23 protein-coding genes and 1 tRNA gene are annotated in these 22,108 nt (G+C 35.2%); 13 read left to right on the forward strand and 11 right to left on the reverse strand.

Annotation, left to right across the window (positions count from 1 at the left end; all coding sequences use genetic code 11):
• Positions 1 to 92 precede the first annotated feature (92 nt).
• From nudC to epmB, 6 genes are all read right to left on the reverse strand, one after another.
• Entirely contained in the window at positions 93 to 893 is an 801-nt protein-coding gene (gene nudC, locus AC5LXI_RS13550; protein WP_493442817.1) for an NAD(+) diphosphatase, read from the reverse strand.
• A gap of 63 nt (positions 894 to 956) precedes the next feature.
• Positions 957 to 2,585: a membrane protein insertase YidC gene (gene yidC, locus AC5LXI_RS13555; protein ID WP_493442818.1), complete on the reverse strand. Its 1,629-nt coding sequence runs from the start codon at positions 2,583 to 2,585 to the stop codon at positions 957 to 959.
• Positions 2,585 to 2,905, reverse strand: coding sequence for a membrane protein insertion efficiency factor YidD (yidD, locus tag AC5LXI_RS13560; protein ID WP_493442819.1), 321 nt, complete (start codon positions 2,903 to 2,905; stop codon positions 2,585 to 2,587). Before yidD ends, yidC begins: the two co-directional genes overlap by 1 nt.
• Complete coding sequence (gene rnpA, locus AC5LXI_RS13565) at positions 2,878 to 3,228, reverse strand: ribonuclease P protein component (protein WP_493442820.1); 351 nt, start codon at positions 3,226 to 3,228, stop codon at positions 2,878 to 2,880. The genes yidD and rnpA overlap by 28 nt, the downstream gene beginning before the upstream one ends.
• 11 nt (positions 3,229 to 3,239) lie before the next feature.
• Complete coding sequence (gene rpmH / locus AC5LXI_RS13570) at positions 3,240 to 3,380, reverse strand: 50S ribosomal protein L34 (RefSeq protein ID WP_025314679.1); 141 nt, start codon at positions 3,378 to 3,380, stop codon at positions 3,240 to 3,242.
• A gap of 147 nt (positions 3,381 to 3,527) precedes the next feature.
• A complete protein-coding gene (gene epmB / locus AC5LXI_RS13575) occupies positions 3,528 to 4,553 on the reverse strand; it encodes an EF-P beta-lysylation protein EpmB (protein ID WP_493442821.1) in 1,026 nt (341 codons plus the stop codon).
• Between the two features lie 32 nt (positions 4,554 to 4,585).
• Here epmB and efp point away from each other — a divergent pair, with 32 nt between their 5' ends.
• On the forward strand, positions 4,586 to 5,152 hold the full coding sequence (gene efp / locus AC5LXI_RS13580; protein WP_034882790.1) for an elongation factor P: 567 nt from the start codon (positions 4,586 to 4,588) through the stop codon (positions 5,150 to 5,152).
• A 150-nt stretch (positions 5,153 to 5,302) separates the two neighbouring features.
• On the opposite strand, the gene trmL is transcribed toward efp, so the two are convergent.
• The 4 genes from trmL to thiI form a co-directional block, all read right to left on the reverse strand.
• Complete coding sequence (trmL, locus tag AC5LXI_RS13585) at positions 5,303 to 5,788, reverse strand: tRNA (uridine(34)/cytosine(34)/5-carboxymethylaminomethyluridine(34)-2'-O)-methyltransferase TrmL (RefSeq protein WP_493442822.1); 486 nt, start codon at positions 5,786 to 5,788, stop codon at positions 5,303 to 5,305.
• An 18-nt stretch (positions 5,789 to 5,806) separates the two neighbouring features.
• Positions 5,807 to 7,180 carry an envelope stress sensor histidine kinase CpxA gene (gene cpxA / locus AC5LXI_RS13590; protein WP_493444314.1) on the reverse strand — a complete coding sequence of 458 codons (1,374 nt, stop codon included), beginning with the start codon at positions 7,178 to 7,180 and terminating at the stop codon, positions 5,807 to 5,809.
• Positions 7,181 to 7,210: 30 nt separating this feature from the next.
• Complete coding sequence (locus tag AC5LXI_RS13595; RefSeq protein ID WP_493442823.1) at positions 7,211 to 7,930, reverse strand: response regulator; 720 nt, start codon at positions 7,928 to 7,930, stop codon at positions 7,211 to 7,213.
• Positions 7,931 to 8,036: 106 nt separating this feature from the next.
• Positions 8,037 to 9,485 (reverse strand): tRNA uracil 4-sulfurtransferase ThiI, encoded by a 1,449-nt coding sequence (gene thiI, locus AC5LXI_RS13600; RefSeq protein ID WP_493442824.1) that lies wholly within the window; start codon positions 9,483 to 9,485, stop codon positions 8,037 to 8,039.
• Positions 9,486 to 9,660: 175 nt separating this feature from the next.
• Here thiI and secG point away from each other — a divergent pair, with 175 nt between their 5' ends.
• From secG to AC5LXI_RS13630, 6 genes are all read left to right on the forward strand, one after another.
• Positions 9,661 to 10,047, forward strand: coding sequence for a preprotein translocase subunit SecG (gene secG, locus AC5LXI_RS13605; protein WP_493442825.1), 387 nt, complete (start codon positions 9,661 to 9,663; stop codon positions 10,045 to 10,047).
• 7 nt (positions 10,048 to 10,054) lie between these two features.
• Positions 10,055 to 10,140: transfer RNA gene (locus AC5LXI_RS13610), tRNA-Leu, on the forward strand.
• 187 nt (positions 10,141 to 10,327) lie between these two features.
• On the forward strand, positions 10,328 to 11,572 hold the full coding sequence (locus AC5LXI_RS13615; RefSeq protein ID WP_493442826.1) for an integrase domain-containing protein: 1,245 nt from the start codon (positions 10,328 to 10,330) through the stop codon (positions 11,570 to 11,572).
• 768 nt (positions 11,573 to 12,340) lie between these two features.
• A complete protein-coding gene (locus AC5LXI_RS13620; protein ID WP_086361640.1) occupies positions 12,341 to 12,853 on the forward strand; it encodes a GNAT family N-acetyltransferase in 513 nt (170 codons plus the stop codon).
• A gap of 474 nt (positions 12,854 to 13,327) precedes the next feature.
• Positions 13,328 to 14,008, forward strand: coding sequence for a hypothetical protein (locus AC5LXI_RS13625; RefSeq protein WP_034882779.1), 681 nt, complete (start codon positions 13,328 to 13,330; stop codon positions 14,006 to 14,008).
• Between the two features lie 145 nt (positions 14,009 to 14,153).
• Complete coding sequence (locus AC5LXI_RS13630) at positions 14,154 to 14,354, forward strand: helix-turn-helix transcriptional regulator (protein WP_198200899.1); 201 nt, start codon at positions 14,154 to 14,156, stop codon at positions 14,352 to 14,354.
• Between the two features lie 623 nt (positions 14,355 to 14,977).
• On the opposite strand, the gene AC5LXI_RS13635 is transcribed toward AC5LXI_RS13630, so the two are convergent.
• Entirely contained in the window at positions 14,978 to 15,136 is a 159-nt protein-coding gene (locus AC5LXI_RS13635) for a YlcI/YnfO family protein (protein WP_110424210.1), read from the reverse strand.
• A 193-nt stretch (positions 15,137 to 15,329) separates the two neighbouring features.
• On the opposite strand from AC5LXI_RS13635, the gene AC5LXI_RS13640 reads away from it, so the two are divergent.
• The 6 genes from AC5LXI_RS13640 to AC5LXI_RS13665 are packed head-to-tail and all read left to right on the forward strand — an operon-like array spanning position 15,330 to position 22,084.
• Positions 15,330 to 15,680 carry a hypothetical protein gene (locus AC5LXI_RS13640; protein ID WP_081296696.1) on the forward strand — a complete coding sequence of 117 codons (351 nt, stop codon included), beginning with the start codon at positions 15,330 to 15,332 and terminating at the stop codon, positions 15,678 to 15,680.
• The gene (locus tag AC5LXI_RS13645) at positions 15,673 to 15,891 is read left to right on the forward strand and encodes a hypothetical protein (protein WP_493442827.1); all 219 of its coding nucleotides are present in this window, start codon (positions 15,673 to 15,675) and stop codon (positions 15,889 to 15,891) included. Before AC5LXI_RS13640 ends, AC5LXI_RS13645 begins: the two co-directional genes overlap by 8 nt.
• A 26-nt stretch (positions 15,892 to 15,917) precedes the next feature.
• On the forward strand, positions 15,918 to 16,040 hold the full coding sequence (locus AC5LXI_RS13650; RefSeq protein WP_493442828.1) for a hypothetical protein: 123 nt from the start codon (positions 15,918 to 15,920) through the stop codon (positions 16,038 to 16,040).
• A gap of 10 nt (positions 16,041 to 16,050) precedes the next feature.
• Positions 16,051 to 18,411, forward strand: coding sequence for a primase-helicase zinc-binding domain-containing protein (locus tag AC5LXI_RS13655; RefSeq protein WP_493442829.1), 2,361 nt, complete (start codon positions 16,051 to 16,053; stop codon positions 18,409 to 18,411).
• 4 nt (positions 18,412 to 18,415) lie between these two features.
• Complete coding sequence (locus tag AC5LXI_RS13660; protein ID WP_493442830.1) at positions 18,416 to 18,742, forward strand: hypothetical protein; 327 nt, start codon at positions 18,416 to 18,418, stop codon at positions 18,740 to 18,742.
• A 15-nt stretch (positions 18,743 to 18,757) separates the two neighbouring features.
• Positions 18,758 to 22,084 (forward strand): tape measure protein, encoded by a 3,327-nt coding sequence (locus AC5LXI_RS13665; RefSeq protein WP_493442831.1) that lies wholly within the window; start codon positions 18,758 to 18,760, stop codon positions 22,082 to 22,084.
• Positions 22,085 to 22,108: the final 24 nt, after the last annotated feature.

Here is a 22,108-nt window from a genome sequence, read left to right on the forward strand (position 1 = left end):
ATACAGCAATAAGAGAGCATTCTAGTACGATTAATTTAATTAGAACCATTGAATTATCTATAACTTATTAAATAATGTGAATATGATGAGTTTTACTCACCATATTCATCATATTCACGACAAAGTATTAGGGTATCTTCAATCAAACGCCTTGCTATCGTTCCATATTCTGGTATTTTTGGTAATTGTGAATAATGATACCAATTTGCTTCTACTAACTCATTTTTATCGATGGTAATTTCTCCACTCTCATAATCAGCTAAATAAGCCATCATCATAGAATTAGGAAATGGCCAAGGCTGTGAACCAACATAACGAATATTTTTAATTTTTATTTTTGACTCTTCATATACTTCACGGGCAACGGTCATTTCCATTGTCTCACCAATCTCTGTAAAACCGGCTAATACAGTGTATAGATTTTCTTGATTATGCCGGACATGTTTTGCCAATAAAATTTTGTTTTTATCTCTAATAGCGACAATAATTGATGGAGAAATTTGTGGATAATAACGTTGATGACAATGATCACATAGACAACACCATTCTGTTTTACTAATATGCATCTCATGACCACAATAACCGCAATATCTATGAGAACGATAAAACTCTGACAACTGCACTGCCCTGCCAGCCATATTAAATAATGATTGATCCTCACTATTGAGTAAAGGTCTAATAGTACCCATTGAATTTTTCATTTCTTGGCAAATCAACCAAGCGGTTTGTCCATTCCACTCACCAATTGGTTGAGCTAATTGATTAGTAAATCCAAATTCACTAGCGATACCATTAGGAACTTCACCATCAGGCAACCATAATCGTCCATTTTGACTAACAAACCAATAACCTTTTTCGTTACCAACTAAATTAAATTGTTTTTGTATATTCATTACATCAATACCCAAAAAATAACAACTAAAAAGGAGGATTTTACTCCCCCCCTTTTATCAACATTATTTCTTTTTCTTCTCGTGAAGACCTTTTTTCTCAAGCTCCCAGTAAATTATACGTTGCTGAGCAATCGTGAATAAATTACTTACGATATAGTATAAAACTAAACCTGATGGGAACCATAAGAAGAATACCGTAAATATCAATGGCATATAAGTCATTAATTTTTGTTGTAAAGGATCGGTAACCGGCGTTGGTGACATTTTCTGAATTAAGAACATTGTCGCCCCCATTAATAATGGGAAAACATAATATGGGTCTTGTGCAGATAGATCATGGATCCAAAGTGCAAATGGCGCATGACGTAATTCAACCGTATTACCCAACATGTAAAATAATGACAGGAAAATTGGCATTTGAATCAACAACGGTAAACAGCCACCAAGAGGATTAACCTTTTCTTGTTTATAAAGTGCCATTGTTTCCATGCTCATTTTTTGTCTATCATCACCGTAACGCTCTTTTAGTGCCTGTAAACGAGGTTGTAATAACTTCATTTTAGCCATTGAACGATATTGTGCTCGTGTTAATGGGAATAAAATACCACGCACAATAAAGGTGATAACTATTATTGAGAAGCCCCAATTACCAATAAAGCTATGGATAAATTTTAATAAATAAAACAGTGGTTGAGATAAGAACCATAACCAACCATAATCCACGATTAAATCAAGATGATTAGCGGTTTCTTTTAACTGACTTTGGATTTCAGGACCTAACCATAATTTTGCACTAACTGATTGAGTTTTACCTGGTTGAATAACGGTTGTTTCACCTTTAAAGCCAATTGTTGCTTGTGAGTTATTAGCTGTTGCACGTGAATAGAATAGATTAGTTTGATCCTGCGCCGGAACCCAAGCAGAAGCAAAGTAGTGTTGCAACATAGCAATCCAACCAGTATTTGTTTCAACGCTCAACGCTTTATCTTTGATATCACCGAAACTATATTTACTATAATTGGTGTCCGCACTAGAATAAGCTGTACCACGAAACGCGCTTAAGCCCAATCCACCTCCACCTTCGGTAACGGCATCTTTAGGTAGTTCAATAGTTTGTTTCAATTGACCATACATTGATACTTCTAAAGGATTTTGGCTTTGGTTATTAACCTCGTATTGCACATCAATTGCATAGTTACCACGATGTAAAATGTAATATTTAGTATAAGTTACATCATTAACTTGATATGTAAATGGGACCTTTAACTCATCTTGACCATCAGCTAAAACATATTCAGATTGAGCTGTTTGATATACTGGTCTTTTTGAACCTTGGCTGGCATTATCTGGACCATCTTTACCGGTTAATCCACTTTCAGCAATGTAAATAAAATCAGGCTCAGAGGTAAGAAGTTGGAAAGGTGTACCTGAATGAAGAGACTGCTCATATTTCAACAATTGGGCTGCTTGCACATCGCCACCATAGGTATTAACCGTTAATGACAATACATCAGATTTAATGGAAATTGTTTTACCTTGCACAAAATTTGCTGTTGAATTATCTTCACCAATTTGTTGTGTCAATTGATTAGCTACTGGTGGTTTGGGTGCATGATCATCTTCCCATGCTTTCCAAATCAGGAAAGAAACAAAAAGTAAAGCAATGACTAAAATATTACGTTGAGATCCCATTAGTGTTTTTCTCTATTGGTTTTAGTTTTCTTAGGAGGAACAAAATCTTCACCTCCTTCATGTAAAGGGTGACATTTTAATACACGTTTGACCGTTAGCCAACCACCTTTTATCAAACCAAAGCGCCTTAATGCAATTATTGCATATTGTGAACAGCTAGGAGTAAAGCGACATTTAGGGCCCAATAATGGACTAATGGCACGTTGATATATTGTAACAACGAAAATAAAAATATTAACAATCAATATTTTAACTGCATCAATATGCTGTTTAATAACGAATATTAACTTAGTTAACTTTTTTTGATGATTTGCTGACATAGTTTATCTAATGTCTCAACTAATTGTTGATTACTCAATTGTATAACAGGCTGTTTAGCCATCAAAATAAAATCGATATTAGGAAACTGATGTTGGTGATAACGAAAATATTCTTTGGCCAATCGTTTAATACGATTACGCTCATGCGCCCTTTTAACCTGTTTTTTCGCTATAGCAAAACCTAATCTAGGGTGAGTTAAATGGTTTTTACGTGTAACTAAAGTCAGGAAAGGTGAACCTGCTCGAATAGATTCTTGAAAGACATGATTAAAATCAAAGGGAGTTAACAAACGTAACTCCCGAGGAAAAGTGAGTTTAGTCACTCAACTTTAAATTAGCTAGCAACAGTTAAACGAACACGGCCTTTAGCGCGACGACGAGCAAGAACTTGACGACCGTTTTTAGTAGCCATACGAGCACGGAAACCGTGAGTTCTATTGCGTTTTAATACTGATGGTTGAAATGTGCGTTTCATGACGATTTATATCCAAATCTAATTATCAACAAGTTGTAGAGTATAGACTCCACAGCATTAATTAAAGAGGTCCGAATTATAGAGTCTATTTTATTTTTCGTCAACGAGATTTTGATACATAAATTGTAAGGACTTTATCAAATTCCACTAATCACCAATAGCTAAAACCCGTTTACTTTTTTCACCACCGACTTCACGCGCTAATTTGGGGACTAAATAACCTGATACATTTTGTGCCAATTGCCCCATAATTTCTTTTGCTACATCATCTTCAACTAGAAAATGAGCCGCGCCTTGTACTTTATCTAACAAATGTATGTAATAAGGCAAAATACCAATTGAAAATAATTTATTGCTCAGTTTTGCTAACACTTCAGCATTATCATTAATATTTTTTAATAAAACGCTTTGATTCAATACTGTTACATTACTAGCCTTTAAAGATTTAACGGCATTTGTAACATCATTATCAATTTCATTGGGATGATTAATATGAGTAACTAACACAATTTGTAAACGCGTTTTGGCAAATAATCGACACAACTGCGAAGTAATACGATTGGGTATTACTACCGCCAAACGACTATGGATACGTAAACGCTTTATATGTGGAATTTTCTCTAATTCAGCGATTAAAAAAGCCATTTCATGATCTTTAGCCATTAAAGGATCACCACCTGAAAGAATAATTTCATCAAGTTCTGTATGACTTGCAATATATTCTAATGCCGCATTAAGATTCTTTTTAGTGCTTTGATTATCATGATAAGGAAAATGTCGCCTAAAACAATAACGGCAATTGATCGCACAAGCAGTTTTAGTCATTAACAATGCACGATTATGATATTTATGTAACAATCCCGGAACATTACTATGTTGCTCTTCAAGGGGATCTTTACTAAAGCCTAGTGCATTTATTAATTCCTGCTCATCACAAAGTACTTGCAGTAGCAAAGGATCATGACTATCTCCTTTTTTCATTCTGTTGATAAAGGCCATTGGTACCCGAAGTGGAAATTGCTTTCGCGCTTGCAACATCGGTAACGAAATTTCCTCAGGATCTAAATCCAAATAACGATATAGTTTTTTGATATCTGTCACTACATTAGCGAGATCAAAAATCCACTCATCTTTATTTGGTTGTTCAACATTTTGCTGTATAATATGGCTCATTTTTGTAATTCAGAATGATAGTTGGAGCTTTTATGGCATCTTATAGTACTAATGAGTTTAAAGCTGGTCTTAAAATAATGCAAGATGGCGAGCCGTGTGTAATTGTTGAAAATGAATTTTACAAACCAGGTAAAGGACAAGCAATTAACCGTGTAAAAATTAAAAAATTACTTTCCGGTAAAACTGTTGATAAAACATTTAAATCTGGTGAATCTGTTGAAGCGGCTGATGTCGTTGATATGAACTTAACTTATCTCTATACCGACGGTGAGTTTTGGCATTTTATGAATAATGATACATTTGAACAACTTTCTGCCGATGCAAAAGCTGTAGGTGATAACGCTAAATGGCTAGTCGATCAAGCTGAATGTATTTTAACCTTATGGAATGGTCAGCCTATTGCAGTAACGCCTCCAAACTTTGTTGAACTTGAGGTTATTGAAACAGATCCTGGTTTAAAAGGTGATACAGCAGGAACTGGAGGTAAACCAGCAACATTATCAACAGGTGCCGTAGTACGTGTTCCTCTATTTGTACAAATTGGCGAAGTTCTTAAAGTTGATACACGTTCTGGTGAATACGTTTCACGCGTTAAATAATATTAATTATTCATCAAATAATTAAATATAAGAGGTCGATATGACCTCTTTTTCATGAGTAAAAAATTTAAATTGAATTTTTGAGTTGAGGAACGGGGTTTTTGAGCTTAAAAATTATCACTATTCTTCAATTATTGGATAATTGAAAATCTAGTTAGCACCGAGATAATTAAGTTGTCGCCAAGATTCATAAACAACGACAGCAACAGAATTAGACAGATTCATACTTCTACTATTGGCAACCATAGGAATTCGAATTTTTCTATCCTGCGGCAATGCGTCAAGCACTTTTGCTGGTAAACCTCGAGTTTCTGGACCAAACATTAAAAAATCAGCCTGTTGATAATTTACCTCACTATGGGGTTTTTGACCTTTTGTGGTTAAGGCATAAACTTGTGAAGCCAAATCAAGCTGATTTGCCTCCAAAAAATGCTCAAGATTTTTATAACGTTTTACATCAACAAATTCCTGGTAATCTAGCCCAGCTCGTCTCAATTTTTTATCATCCCAATAAAATCCCATCGGTTCAATAATATGTAAATTGAAACCAGTATTAGCACACAACCGAATAATATTGCCAGTATTAGCAGGGATTTCGGGTTCAAATAAAACAATATTTAAAGGTGCATTTGACACAATTATTACTCTTAGCGGTTAACGTTTTTGAAGAGGTAATAATATCACAATTCTAAGGCCACCTAAGTGACTTTTCTCAGCTTTAACAGTGCCATTATCTCGCGTAATAGCATTAGCAACAATGGCTAAACCTAAACCAGTACCACCAGATTTACGATCTCGAGCTTCATTAGTACGATAAAATGGTCTAAAAATTTGCTCTAACTCACTATCAGCAACACCCGGACCATCATCATCAATAGTAATAGTCACAGTTTGTTGTTGGATAATAAAATTCACATCAATCCGTTGATTTGAATAACGAAATGCATTTCTTACCACATTTTCAAGCGCACTACACAACGCCGTCGGATAACACAAAAGTCTATGATTAGTTGGCGGATTATGAATTGAAAATTGTTTAGAGATTTGATTTGCTTCAAAAGTTGCATTATCTAAAACATTTTTAAATAATTCATCTAACTTTTTATATTCACGAACTTCATTATGATCATGTTGATTCCTTGCTAAGGACAACAAATCACCAATCATTGAATCAAGTTTTATCGCTTCATCACTTATCCGTAAAACCTCATTACTTTCACCTTGTTTACGACGTAATAAAGAAGTTGCTAATTGCAATCGAGTTAATGGTGTTCGTAATTCATGAGAAATATCAGAGAACAACCGTTGCTGTAACTCTTGCATCCTTTTCAATTCTCTAAGCATATGGTTAAAACTTGCACCCGTTGCTTTATATTCATATGACCCGACTTTTTCAAGCTCAGGCCATTGTTGTAAATTACCTTTAGCAACTTGCTCTGCCGCCAACTTTAATCCTCGTGCTGGTCTAGCTATACTCCAAGATAACCACAACAAAAATGGTGTACTTGCCAGCATGGTTAAAGATAAAAGTAAAAAAGGATGATCAAAAATCAAATTAACAAATTGTGATTGGATATCTGATGCGGGTTGTAATAAATATAATTGATATTCTTCATCAGCATAATGGAGTAAGAAAGGACCTATAATTTCTTGGTTATCATAAATTTTCTTTGCTGGATCATCAATATCATGCGATTGTTCACTAAAACTTTTTACTAAATCAATATTTTTAGTATCCGCTGTGATAATTTGTTGATTTGGTGTAACGATGAATAATAATTGTCCTGCTTTTTGATGGTTATCCATCACAACAATGAATCTCATCCACCAACGAAAACTGTCTTTAGAAATTTTAGTTAAATCTTTTTCAATTTCGCTTGCCAGTAAATTACCACTTTCTTTATCTTTGTTTGCTAAATAGGTTAAATTTCGGGAATCAAGTTTTGGCAAAACCATCACCAGAATAAGAAAAAAAGCAATAGTAAGTAAGAATATTGTGAAAATTCTAATTGTTAAGCGATCAAAGATCCACATATATTCTCACCGACAAAGAAAGATCTAATTTTGTAAAACGTTATCATTTTGATCTACAACAAAGAGATATCCTTTTGAGCGTAACGTTTTAATCCACGGTAAACCATCACTACGAGGAGGAAGTTTTTTTCGTAAATTAGAAACATGAACATCAATTGAACGAGCTAATGGTAAAAACTCTTTACCTAACACATTCTCACTTAAATCATCTCTAGATATGATGTTTCCTGCATTTTCTAAAAGTTGTAATAATATTTGAAACTCAGTACCAGTTAATTCAATATATTTATCATCAAATGAAACAGATTGTTGTTTTCGATTAACGATAAGTTTATCAATGGAATATTGAACTGACTTTTCACCTGGAGTAAAAGCTATATTATCCCAACGTTTTCTACGCAACAACGCGTTGATCCGAGCAATAAGTTCTCTATCGTTAAACGGTTTTAATATATAATCATCAGCACCAAGCTCAAGCCCAATAATTTTATCAAACTCGTTATCTTTAGCTGTTAAAAAAATTACTGGGACAGTATATTTATTTCTCAGTTGAGATAATACACTTAGTCCATTCATTTCTGGCATTAGAATATCCAGTAAAATAAGATCAATGCTATTATCAAATCTTTCTAAAGCTTGAACACCGTTATTAGCTACTACGACTTCAAATCCTTCTAACTCTAATAATTCGCATAACATTGATGCAATTTCTGGATCATCATCAACTACGAGCAATTTGTTCATCACTATCCCCATTAACTAAGAAATTTATAATTTTTATATCTGTATTAATATTCTTAAAAATATTATATAGATAAAATTAAAAAATTTAGTAAATAATTGTTAAGATTTATAGCTTAAAGATTTTTATATTACTAAATCCTTGCTCAATAAGATAAAGTGCTTGTAATTTACTCATAACACCTTTGGCACAAAACAGTAAATAGTGCTTTGATTGATCCAGATCACCAAATTGCGTCGCCAATTTATAAAAAGGTATAAGCTTAACTTCGACACCTTCAATTTCTAATGGATTATCCTCTTGTTCCTCAGGTGAACGGATATCAATTATGATTTGATTGTCTTCTAATGTTGTAACCGTATCTACTTGTATGAGTGTATTATCGGTTTGTTTAGCAATTTCACGAATATCAATATTTTCGGCTTCTTCAACTGCTTTATCCAAAATAGAAAAATCAAAATTTTGTTCTTCATTTTCTATTTTTTCTTTAACTGCTTTTACGGTAGGACTTTTCGAAATTACCCCACAAAATTCCGGCATAGTTTTTGCGATATCTTCAGTGCCTATCTGACGAGCTAGATTTATTATCGTTTCTTTATCATGGGTGATAAGTGGGCGTAAAACTAAAGTATCACTAACATTATCGATTAAACGTAGATTAGTTAAAGTTTGACTTGATACTTGCCCTAATGCTTCTCCAGTAACCAGCGCTTGAACATTATAACGCTGTGCAACTTTAGACGCGGCACGAATCATCATCCGTTTTAAGATAACCCCCATTTGCCCATCGTCAACTTTTTCAAGTATTTCACCCACCACATCTGAAAAATCAATGGCAATAAAACGGACCTTATGAGAACTTCCGAATCTTTCCCACAAATAATGCGCCATTTGTTTGACGCCAATTTCATGTGTTTTTCCACCTAAATTAAAAAAGCAGTAATGAACTCGGCAACCTCGTCGGATAAACATATAGCTCGACACACCTGAATCAAATCCCCCAGAAATAAGAGAAATAACATCTTCTTGAGTTCCTGTTGGAAAACCACCAATCCCAGCATGACGTTCTTTAACTAATAAAAGTTTATCCTTATCTATTTCAAGATTAACCGTTACATCAGGACGTGTTAATTTTACTTTAGCTGTAGCAACATTTTGATTAAGCCCACCGCCAACATAACGTTCTACCTCAATTGATGTGAATTCATGCTTACCGCGACGCTTGACTCTAACACAAAATGTTTTGTTCTCAATTAAAGGCGCATAGTGACCATATGCTTTTTCATATATATCATGCAGATCAACAAAAGTAAGCTCCTCAACCACTAATATATGATGAATACCTGGAATTTTAGTTAATAGACCTAAGATTTGATTTTCATATTTTTTGACTTTTGGACGAACTTCAATAAAATCCCAATGACGGATAACTGCAACATCAGTAATTGAATGCTTTAAAATATTACGAATATTACTCGTTAATATTTTAATAAAACGTAAACGAACGGACTCACTTTTAATCGTGATTTCAGGGAAGAGTTTAACAATAAATTTCATACAACAGCATTTGCTAGAATAAAAATGGCGACATTATACTGATTTTTCCCTAAAAACGTACAATTGATTATGATAAATACAGAAAATAACAAAATATACTTGCTTGTTGCTCACTCTTTCGATAATATTTCGCATCAATAAATTCGTTCTATGAACATAAAATTGACAGGTTGAAATGTACGAACTTTTAATTATAGGTTATTTAATTATCGCACTTGCGATAATCGTTTTAGTGCTAATACAGCGTGGTAAAGGCGCTGATATGGGATCATCTTTTGGTGCAGGGGCATCTGCAACGTTATTTGGTTCATCAGGTAGTGGAAACTTCCTTACACGCACAACAACAATATTAGGTGTATTATTTTTCGTACTAAGTATTATTTTATCCAATATTGGAAGTTCAAAAACAACTGTTTCAAGTGATGAGTTTAAAAATCTTGGCGAAAGTACGACATCACAACAAAGCACAGAAAACTCAAGCAGCAATGGACGAGTTATTCAAACAACTGATCCGGTTATTCAACCGCCAAGTATCAATCCAACATCTGATATTCCAGAATAAAAACGGCGCCGTGGTGGTGAAATTGGTAGACACGCTATCTTGAGGGGGTAGTGCTCTAAGAGCATGCGGGTTCAAGTCCCGCCCACGGCACCAATTCAATATTCATTAACATTCTTTTAACTCCTTTAAAACACATCAAAACCAACAAATATAAGGCTTAAAGCCTATTTTGTTATTCATTAAGCATCAGTAAGATACATTTACAACCAAAATTTTTAGGACTATATTAAGGACTACGCAAACATATTAAAATAATTTCATAGTCCCATAAGAGAAAAGTATGCCTAAAAAAGTAACCCCAATGACTGATACACAAATAAAGAATGCCAAGCCACAAAGTAAAGATTATCCTATTTATGATGGAAATGGTTTGCTTTTACTTATTAAGTCAACGGGGGCAAAAATATGGCAGTTCAGATATTACCGCCCTATAACTAATAATAGGACTACTGTAAGCTTCGGAAGTTATCCAGAAGTTTCGCTACAACAAGCGCGAAAACAACGGGACGAAGCGCGCGAATTAATTAAACAAGGTATAGATCCTCAAGAACATAAGGCAGAACAAGAGCAACTACAACAAGAAGCTAGCAATAATACTTTTTATGCTATGGCTCAAAAATGGTTTAAATTCAAAACCGAACAAGGATTAGAAGAACAAACCTTAAGAAAAGCTTGGCGCTCATTAGAGAATCATGTTTTCCCATATATAAAAGACATTCCCATTAACCAAGTAACAGCTATTAAAGCAATTAATGCACTACAGCCATTAAATAATAAATACGAAACAGTTAAGCGAGTTTGTCGGCGAATTAATGAAATAATGTATTATGCTGTCAATATGGGGATTCTTGATAATAACCCTCTAGCTAGAATTACCGATGTTTTTAATAGCCCAAAAGTTAAAAATCAGCCAACTATACCCCCTACTGAATTACCCGAATTTATGCAAGCACTGGCTATGGCAAATATTGAACTACAAACTCGATGCGTTATTGAATGGCAATTGCTAACTTTAACGCGACCAAGTGAAGCCGTAGGGGCTAAGTGGGACGAAATAAACTTTGATAGAAAATTATGGAGTATTCCTGCCGAACGCATGAAAATGGATAGACCACACAATATACCTTTGTCACCGCAAGCAATAAAAATACTTGAGATAATGAAATCTATTAATCATAAAAGCGAGTTTGTGTTCCCTACTGCTAGACCGCCCTATAACAAACCAATGAGTAGCCAAACTGCTAATATGGCAATAAAGCGCATGGGATACAAAGATAAGTTAGTTGCGCATGGATTAAGAGCTTTAGCTAGTACAGCTTTAAATGAGCAAGGCTTTAATTATGATGTCATTGAAAGCGCGTTATCGCATGTAGATAAAAACGCAGTAAGGCGAGCCTACAACAAGGCAGAGTATGAGCAACAAAAGCGTATTATGCTTGACTGGTGGGGCGACTTTGTCGAGCAAGCCAGTAAAGGGAATGTCTCATTGTCAGGTAACCGCAATTTAAAACTTGTTAATCATTAACTCTATCTAGATACCGTAACCCATATTTGGGGTACGCTCTCGCCATTGATAAAACTTTCACTCAAATTTGAGTTATTCACTTCAATAACTTCATATTAAGCCTCCTCATATCTGAGGGCGCTTTTTCAAATATCATCCTTCCTTACAAATCAGTACGTTAGTCGTAACTCAGATTTGAGTTACGCACAACATATACTTTGCTTATTTAATTACCCCCATTAATTTAGAATTTATCAGATAACTATACATACTATACATAAACACAAAAAACTTTATATATATTAAGATATTATATTATGTATACTTATTTTTTAGGTGTTCATAAGTATTCATTACTATACATACATCTATGCTTTTTAGATCACATGTATAACAATATGATTTATATTAATATTACGGACAATTCAAATATTTAATTTGTTAATAATCGACATGTTACTATTTCGCTTGATCATTAGATAGCTGAATGGTGATTTCCACCATACAGTATTAAATTTGTAATCTGCTAAAAAGCTAGCAGGTTTATTACATTGGTTTGAGTTATTCAACCATAGATATTTATGGTTATCCATTTAGTAATAGTGAACAAAAAAATTATTTCAATTCGCGGTTGTGTGTATAAAGGAGTATGGGTGATTTTTAGGATGATTTGTTATGAACTTTGTACCATCCCCTCTAGGTATAAAGGTTTCTTTGTAATGGTTTAATAATTCCAGACACCAAATAAGGTGGTAAAATAACATCATAAAAATGAGGAGAACCATGATAATGGACAGTCGAAGTTATACAACAGAATCTAAACGGGATTCTGTATCTAAAATCGAAGTAAAATCATATTCACCAACCTATGCAACTGAAATATGCGATTTATTTCATTCGACTATTCATGCTATTGATACCGATATTTATAGCAAAGCAGAGCAAGAAGCATGGTGCCCAACACCACCAGATTATCAGATGTGGTTAAAACGTTTAGATAATACTCAGCCTTATATGGCTATCTTTGGCTCACGCCTTGCTGGGTTTATTGAACTCAAAGACGATGGTTACATAGACTGTTTTTACGTGCATCCTGACTTTCAAAAACGTGGCATAGCTAGAAAACTCTATGACCATATACTTGACTTGGCTCACCAGAAAAAGCTTTCACAATTAAGTGTAGATGCTTCAAAAGTAGCCATGCCCATTTTCAAAAAATGGGGTTTTAAAATAAAGCGGGTTAACAAAATATCCAGAAAAAACCAGGTACTGATAAATTACCATATGTATAAACCACTTTGATTTTTATTGAGACCTTTGTACCGTAAAGCTTCACTCAAACTAAATTCCTAACCGCGCTTTTTTGAAGTATATAGTTTCTTGAGTCCATAAAAAGAGCGCTCAATTTTGCAGTTCTGTTAAATTAAAACAGTTATCTTCATAATAAAGATAACTTATAAATTCCTTTCATGGGGTTGAATTTAAAAAGCCCGTCAAAGAGTTTACAACTATCTTGCTACCGTACGAGCCTGATATTTTGATGTAGCGCGACGGCTCAAATATTTATTATTATCTTTTATTAAATCTCTCATTTACCTATCCTCAAAATATTATTTTAGTCTGCCAATTTTATCATAAACACTTAACTGTATATAAATACAGTGCTATAATGTATATTACTGTATATTAAAGTATTATTTTCGCCTAAGCTGATGCCAGAACATTAGCAAACCTAACGAACTGGCGCAAATTTTTTTAGATCGTGAAAGGTGGTATATGGAACATATTTACTGTGATGATTATCCTAATGTTATGCATTGGAAAGCTGTACAAGAATTTACTATAGAGCAAGCGTCTTTATTATTGGCAGGATTAGATCCCTTCGATTTTAAAGAGGGATTAGATTCAGTAAAACAAATAAATCATTCTAGATGGAAATTAGCTCATGGTTATGCTCTATCGTTAGAAACCTCTATCAGAAGGGGAATTTTAACGCCAATTATATGTGCTAAATATGTATATAATGAATTTCTAAATGAGATGAGCGCCACAAAGATAGATCCAAATGATAGAACAGAAACAATGTCTTATCGGCACACCATAATAACAAGAAGTTCCTTAAATCAATGGGTCACTAATGAAAATGTTATCTTAGTTCTTCCATATCGAGCTAAAAAAAACCCTCCCCCTATTATTCAAGAAATCAGTATAGAAGATAATAATATAAAAAAATTACCAAATAACACACAGCACTCTTCCGAAGGATTGGAGTTAACACAAGAGATAATTGAGCAATTTTGGTCTACTTATGATACCGAAAATAAACAAACAGCTCCAACAAAAAAAGAAGTAATTGATTATTTAATTGGTAAAGGAGTATCTAAAAACTTAGCAGAAGCGGTTGATATAGTATTGCGTCCTTTCGAATTAAGAAAAGTAGGACGAAGAAAGGGGTAAGCCTATTTACTGTATTTTCTATATAAATGGATAGGAATACTTTAATTAAATAAGTTACTACTATTAAAAAATTAACCCACCTATTTTAATTATACCATAATGCTACAGTTACCTTGTTTTAATAACTTTTATAACGAGGTAACAAATGACAAATGCAATCCTATCCAGAAGAGAAGTTAAAAATTTACTTCACTTCAAATCTGACACTAGTCTTTATACGCTAGAAAAGAAAGATAAAACCTTTCCCCAAAAAATCAGAATCGGCTTGCGTCGCGTTGGGTATCGCGCTGATGAAATTTACTCTTGGCTTGAATCTCGTAGAGTAGAACGTCGAGAGGTGGCTTAATGGTGATAAAGCAAAACCCTTTATATCGCGAAATGATAAAGGGCTAACACTGGAATAATGACGCTTCCAATGATAGCCAATCTCGCGATAAGTGTCTAGCTAAAACACCAAATTAACTAATTGATTTTAAAGCAAAGCGAAAAAATTCGTTACGGTTTCCCCTTGCCTAAATTTAGCTAAAAGGGGGAGTTTTCTGACACGTTAAGAGAGATCAAAAATGACAGATTTAAGTATTAAAAATAATGATATTGAATTGGCGCAATCCAAATTTGACTTAATCGCCACTAATAAAACGATTAATAATTTAAGGACACGTTAGAGGGCTAAATCATGACTACAAGCTTATATAACAACCTAGCAATACAGATGTATCCCCAAACCTTAAATAATCGCCCAATGAATCGCTACGGCGCAATTTTCCGACACGTTAGGAAAGATTTTATTGATATCACTACGCGCGCGCGTATGAGTCGGAAAACTTATTGCATGAGGTTGAATTTTAAAAAGTGGTTTTGCATGCCCATAAAAAGGGAAAGCAGAATACTAATAACTAAGTTTTGTCAGTCCATAAAAAGGAAACCAAGAAAACAAATACCACCAAAAAGTGGTATTAAGCTAGTAAATTATTTCTTATTTGGTTTGGTGAGTTTTTCTCGACAAGCAGAAATAACCCAAGCTGAAAAGTTGGTGTTCTCTTTTTGGGATTGCTCATCTATTTTTTCTATTAGTTCGTGTGGAAAGCGGATATCTTTACGTTTTGACTTACTGGTTTCATTTGCCATATTGGATATTCATAAGTTATTAGTACGGACAATATACACTAAAGTAAAGAATAAAAATAGTGTTGACATGTACGGACAAAATAAAATATATTGTACGGACACATTAAATTTTAACATTTTAATAAAAACAATAGCCCAAAGAGTTCGCACCTCAATGAGCTATCTAACCACAAACATTAAACGGAGTAATGCTATGGCTAATAGTAATGATACCCTATGCCCTAAAAATGGGCAATATGACCTACCTAACCTTTTATCTGTCTTGAATTTATATCAGGCTGATATCCAACCACAAAATTTATTACACGCAAAAGCACACTTAGAGGAACTTAGACAATCAATTCTATGGGGAATCGGTGCTATTGGTAATTTGTTATTTTGGGCTTCTGAATGTGAAGAATATGAGGAACAACAATTTAAAGACGATACACGTGACATTGGTTACCTGTTAGCACAATTAAAAAACGTTGTTTGCTTTGCTTCCAATCAAATTAATTTACTTGACGATAAACTTAATCATAAGGAAGTTAACGATAATGAATAATAAAATAACCGCAATCCACCATATCATCGTTGATTCAACTATGGCGATAGTAGCAAGTCTGTTTTTAATTGAGCAGATTAACAAAAATGATAGTCAGGTATTTATTCATGAAGGCACTAAGATTGATATTAACAAAGATTTAATTGTCTTAGGTTTAGATATCAATCTTAAGCAATGCTTGATTGAGGATTTCGGCGAAAAGGAGGGTTAAATCGTACTTATGGCGCGTTAAAAGACATGTACATAGAAAGTACAGATGCCCCCTTAGCATTAACCCCATTAGGACAAGAATTACTTTCAACATTGTTTATTGATTTAGTCGAAGATATCAAAGCTGAATCTAACGGGACAATCCATTAAGGGGGCGGTAATGAGAATAAATGAAATTACCACTCAAGCGGTAGGTAAATGGCAATCAATCTTTAGTTCATTAGGTATTGAGGTGGGTAATGGCAAACATTGCCCCTGCCCTGTCTGTGGTGGTAAAGATAGATTTAGATTTGATAATAAAGATGGGCGCGGTACTTATATCTGCAATCAATGCGGTAGCGGTGACGGCTTAGAACTTATCAAAAACTATTATCATTATGATGCGAAAGAGGCGAGCAGTAAAGTAGCCGAATGCTTAAATTTAAGGAACACCTCCACAAGCTCGGATTTGAAATCCGACCTACAAAACAACATACCAGAAAATCCTGTATGTAAAAAGGTTAAGTATTTGCTATCTAAAGCAATATTAGGTCAATCGGATTACCTCACTGAAAAAGGGTTAACGTTCGATTTAACCTTGATAGATGATGGCCGTATCTTTGTCCCTTTGATTAATATCAACAGTGAATATACAGGCGGTCAATTTATCGAGCCAAACGGAAATAAGCGCTTAATGAGAGGCTCAAATAAGAAAGGTGCTTTTATATGGGTTAGCCCAAAATTGGGCAGACCTGACGAGGTAAACAAAGAATTACTCACAGCTACCGAGATTATTATTTGTGAGGGATTAGCTACAGGTATATCGATAGCGGAATTCCGCCATCGGTCACTGGTGATATCTGCTATTGATGCAGGCAATCTTATTCATGTGGCCAAAGCTATCCGTGAGGTTAATTCTACCGCAAATATTATTATTGCCGGTGATAATGATATAGGTAGTCATAAAAACACAGGTAAAGAAAAAGCGATAGAAGCGGCTACTGCGATTAATGGTTATTACACAATGCCCGATACAGATTATAAATGTGATTGGGATGATTATAGACAACAGTTTGGACTTCAGAAAACTTCAGTTTTATTCGATAAAAACTTATCAAAAATTAACGTTCAAACCTTAACAAATAATAACAACCAAAACTTGAAAAAAGTTGAAACCCAAAACATGAATTTATCACAAATGGCATCCAGCCAGCGCGCCGAATTGTTAAATGAGCATTATCACAATAACCTCGCCATTAATTTAACTAATGATGAAATTTATCACTATCAAGCTAATGCATGGCAACCCATTAGCGATAAAGTCTTAATGCGGACATTAGCCGATTTATTTAATCAATCAGGTGAGCCATTTAACCCTATGCGAATTAGCTCAGCGGTTGAATCGCTCAGGTTATCACTGCCTATAATGGGAACACCTCAGAAAGATTTAATCTGCTTCAAAAATGGTGTTTATGAGCTGAAGACACAAACTTTTAGACCACACAATAAACAAGATTGGTTATTGGTGAGTAATAACATTGATTATTACCCTGCCAAAGAAAATGAATCTTTCGAAACTCACGCGCCGAACTTCACTAAGTGGTTAAAGAGAGCATCAGGCAATCAAGATAAGGCTAAGAACATACTAGCTGGACTTTATATGATATTAGCTAATCGTTATGACTGGCAATTATTCTTAGAAGTTACGGGCGCAGGCGGTAGCGGTAAAAGTGTATTTGCTGAAATCGCAACTATGTTATCAGGTAAAAACAATACTGTTATAGGTACAATGGAATCACTAGAAAAGGCAAGAGATAGGGCTTTAGTGGTTGGCTATTCACTTATCATTTTACCAGACCAACCGCGATATATGGGTAGTGGAGCAGGTTTAAAAGCCATTACTGGCGGTGATGAAGTCGCAATTGACCCTAAACACAAACAACCCTATTCCTGCAAGATTCCAGCAGTAGTGTTAGTAATCAACAACGAAGCCATGCGATTTAATGAGCGCAATGGGGGCATATCAAGGCGTAGGGTAATATTTCACTTTGGCGAGGTTATACCAGAAAAAGAGCGAGATTTAAACTTGGTTAGCAAAATAGAGCAAGAGCTACCCTCAATTGTTAGACTACTACTTAATGAGTTCGTCAACCCTAATGATGCTAAAGAAAGATTACACAAACAGCAACAATCAGAAGAAGCAACGACTATTAAAAGAGAATCTGACCATTTAGTCGATTTCTGTAGTTATTTTGACGCGTTAGACTGCCCTAATGGCATGTCAGTAGGTAATCTAGGAATTGTTCCATTCAATCCAAGAAAGTATCTTTACCATGCTTATATCGAATACATCCGTAACACTGGGCTGAATAATCCCCTATCCCTTACCCAGTTCGGCACATCTTTAAGTTATGCAATGAGTGAGAACGGCAAGCAATACATAAAGAAACGCTATACAGCAGGAAATAAAACTAATTTAGAACTTAATTTAAATGCCAGTAAAGACTGGTTACCTAAAGCAGAAGAACAAGAAAGGAAGTAAGAAAATGAAATCGTTAACCGCACTCGCAGACGCAATCGCAGAAACCTATGTTAATGAAATGATCGCCAGACAAGGAGATACAACCTTTACATTTACTAAAGGTGACGACACATACACAGGTACTATTACAAAAGAACTGTTATCCGCAGGATTGGTAGAGTTAGCTGTATTTTGTACAGATAATGGTAAAAAAGGTAGTCCGTTCGATTATATAGCTGACATGATTAATTTTCACGGCAAACGATGGCAAATAACTGACTGGGGAAATAGAGCTATCAGAATATATACCGAACAATCATTATTAAATATCAAAACACGCGTTTATCATTAATTAGGAGATTTATTTATGCCAAATTATGTATCACCAGATAGAAATTTTACAATTCGCTGTAGCGTAGAACTTGCAGATTTATTAGAGGCATCCGACAAAGCCAGAATGGAGTTAAAAAAAATAAATAAAAGCGCTGCTGAGGCGTCAAAAGGCGTAGATCAGCTTGAGGCGTCTGCAAAAAGTGCAGGCAACTCTCTTGGCAAACTCACAACCATTGCTAAGGCGGTATCTGCGGCACTGGTATCTAGCACAGTAATTGCATATGCTCAAAGTTGGAACGAGTTAGAGGACCGAATACAAAACACAGGCGCTACAGCATCACAAACTAAAGATATTTTAGACCAATTATTAGTGACCTCCGACCGAAATGGTAGAACGATTGAGGAGTCATCAGAGTTATATATTAGGTTATCTAACTCAATGAGTGAGCTTGGTTATAACACTCAAAGCACTTTGTCTTATATCGATACTCTGTCCAACTTGTTAACTATTAATAAAACAAGTTCGGTGGGTGCAGAATCAGCAATAAATGCATTAACTAAGGCGCAAATGAAAGGCAAATTAGCTGGTATTGATGCTATGAGTGTTTTTAATGCAATGCCGAGTATATTAAAAACACTATCAAATCAGCTCAAGAAAACCGCTAAAACAACTGATGAAGCCGACAAAATCACCGAGCAATACGTGCGGAAACTGGCTTCTGAAGGCAAATTATCTATGTCGCAATTTACAGCAGCGATGATTGAAGCACAAGAAGAAACCGCTGCTTTAGCTAATAATATGCGAAGCACAGTGCAAGACGGCATTAATCGGGTCACAAATAATCTCAAAAAATATTTAGGAGAGCTTAACAACTCAACTGGTGCAACTAAATTACTCGTAGATTCACTTATTCTGATGTCACAACATGTTGATATTCTAATGACGGGTGTTGGTGCATTGGCTGCAATCTATGCCGGTAAATATATCACGTCATTAGCAAGCGCTACTAAGCAAAGTGTTGAAAAAACGATTGCTGATATGCGACAAGCTCAAGCTGAGAAAGTTTTATTACAAGCGGAAGTTGAAAGAGCCAGCCAAAACGTCAAAGCACTGCAAATTCAAAAGCAAAATATTATCATGGCTCAAGCGCATTGTAATAATCTAAAAGCACAAACTGCATTGAATAAACAGCTTGAGATGGTTGAGAAACAGCTCGTTACTGCTACAAATGAGCATGCCGCGGCACAGGCACGGCTTAACGTAGCAGTGAAAGCCACTTCTTTTGCGGCAAGAGGATTGCAAGCAACAATGGCAATGTTAGGTGGTCCCGCAGGAATGTTGTTATTAGCGGCTGGGGCGTTAACGATATGGTCAAGCAAAGCAAATGCAGCGAAAGAAGCAGCAACCAATTTCAAAGATAAAGTCGATGATTTAAGTGAATCGCTCAAAGCAATGACATATGCTCAGTTGATTAAACAACAAAATGATTATATGAGTTCATTGAAAATTGCAACACAGGAATTATCTAAGCAAGAGAGTGAATTAAAAAGGACGGAAAAAGAGCTAAAAAGTATCATCACTAGTGGTAATTATTACAAAAATCACGAAAAGATAATTAATAATTTAGCAGAGAAAACCCAAACTCTCAGAGCACAAATAGACACCACAAAACAAAGTATCTCAAACTTAAATCAAGTAATGAACTATATCAACACTATATTGATCAATACGGGTGAAAATACTGACAGCGCAGCTAAAAAAACAAAATCACTGGACGAAGCTCTAGAGCAAATTGGCAAAAACAAGATCGACGAGAAAGTTAAATCCTTATCTACAGAACTTGAAATTGCAGAGATGAAGCTTAAAGATTCAAAACGTGCCGCTTATATCTATGAAAATGTGTTAAATGATTTAGGTGCGGCAGGAGATGAATACAAAGGTGTTTTAAAAGAGCTTGCGGCAGGCACTAAAAAATGGGAGGAAGTGTCCAAAGAGGCGTCCGAAGACGTCAGAAAAGTTCTTGAACCTTTATTTAAAGCGTATGGCGATCTTTTTGATAAAAATGAACAATTGAGCGCAAGCAATAAAAAAGGGCGAGGCTCAACAAAATCTTACGCAGAAGAAACTAAAAAATTAAACGATGAGCTACAGCTATTACAACAATCGTACAATGCGAGCAGTGCTGACGCTCAAATATTTAGATTAGAACATGAGACAAACACTAAAATCATCGGGAAAGAGCGTGAAAAATTAGAAGAACTCTTTAATTTAATGGACGGTTATAAAACTATAGGTGAAATTAAAAATCCTCTAAAATTTGAGGAAGATAGTTACAACAATGCTAAAACAGCGCTAAATGATTGGTTTCAGAAAAATTCTAATAAATATTCTGAATATTATTCAAAACTCGAACAGTTAGAAAAACAACATCAAATCAATTTAGCTAAAATAAAATCTGACGCGACAGTATCTAAAGTCGATGAGGCGGTGGCGCAAGTTGACCCAGTTCAAGCTTTACAAAATGAAAATGCACGAAAACTAGCATTAATCCAAGAGTTCGAAAACCAAAAATGGATTACTGAGCAAAGAGCTATTGAACTCAGAGAGGAGGCAAATAGACAATTCGAGCAAAACCGCATAAATGCGCAGTGGGAAATTTGGCGAAATCAAAGTGATGCTAATGAGCTTCTGGCATCATCACTTGAGGGCTTAGCAAGCAGTGCTACTAGTACAATATCAGGTTTGGCATCAGGCACTATGACGGCAACGCAAGCAATGCAGAACTTTGCTAATGTGATTTTGAATGAGGCTATCGGCTCACTGGTTCAAATGGGTATGCAGTACGTCAAAAATGCAATTGTCGAGCAATCAGCATCTGCGGCCACTACAGCGGCGCACATCACAGAAGCGGCAGCACTGGCAGCAGCATATGAACCAGCAGCTATGTTGGCATCAATCGCAACTGAAGGCGCTGCAGCAGATATTGGCGCCGAATCATATATAGCAGCTTTAGGTACAATGAAAGCTGCATCAATTGCCGGTGCCCGTAAAAATGGTGGACCTGTAGACGGTAGTAAAATGTACCGAGTTGGTGAGGGTGGTAAGCCAGAGATACTAATGCAGGGAGGGCGACAATATTTAATACCAGGAGAGAATGGACGTGTTTTAAGCAACCGTCAAATTACATCAGGTAAAGGCGGCTCTAGTGTTAGCCTGACTATAAACATGCCAGTAAATGTAGGTGATAGTGGCGGAATGTCAGAGCAGGATGGACAACAATTAGCTAAAAACCTTGAGCAGGCAATACGAGCACAAATCCAGAAAGAGCAACGACCAAATGGATTACTAAATCGTCGTTGATTTGATGTCTAAAATTTCATACTA

The sequence above is a fragment of the Gilliamella sp. LMG 34361 genome (assembly GCF_984569075.1).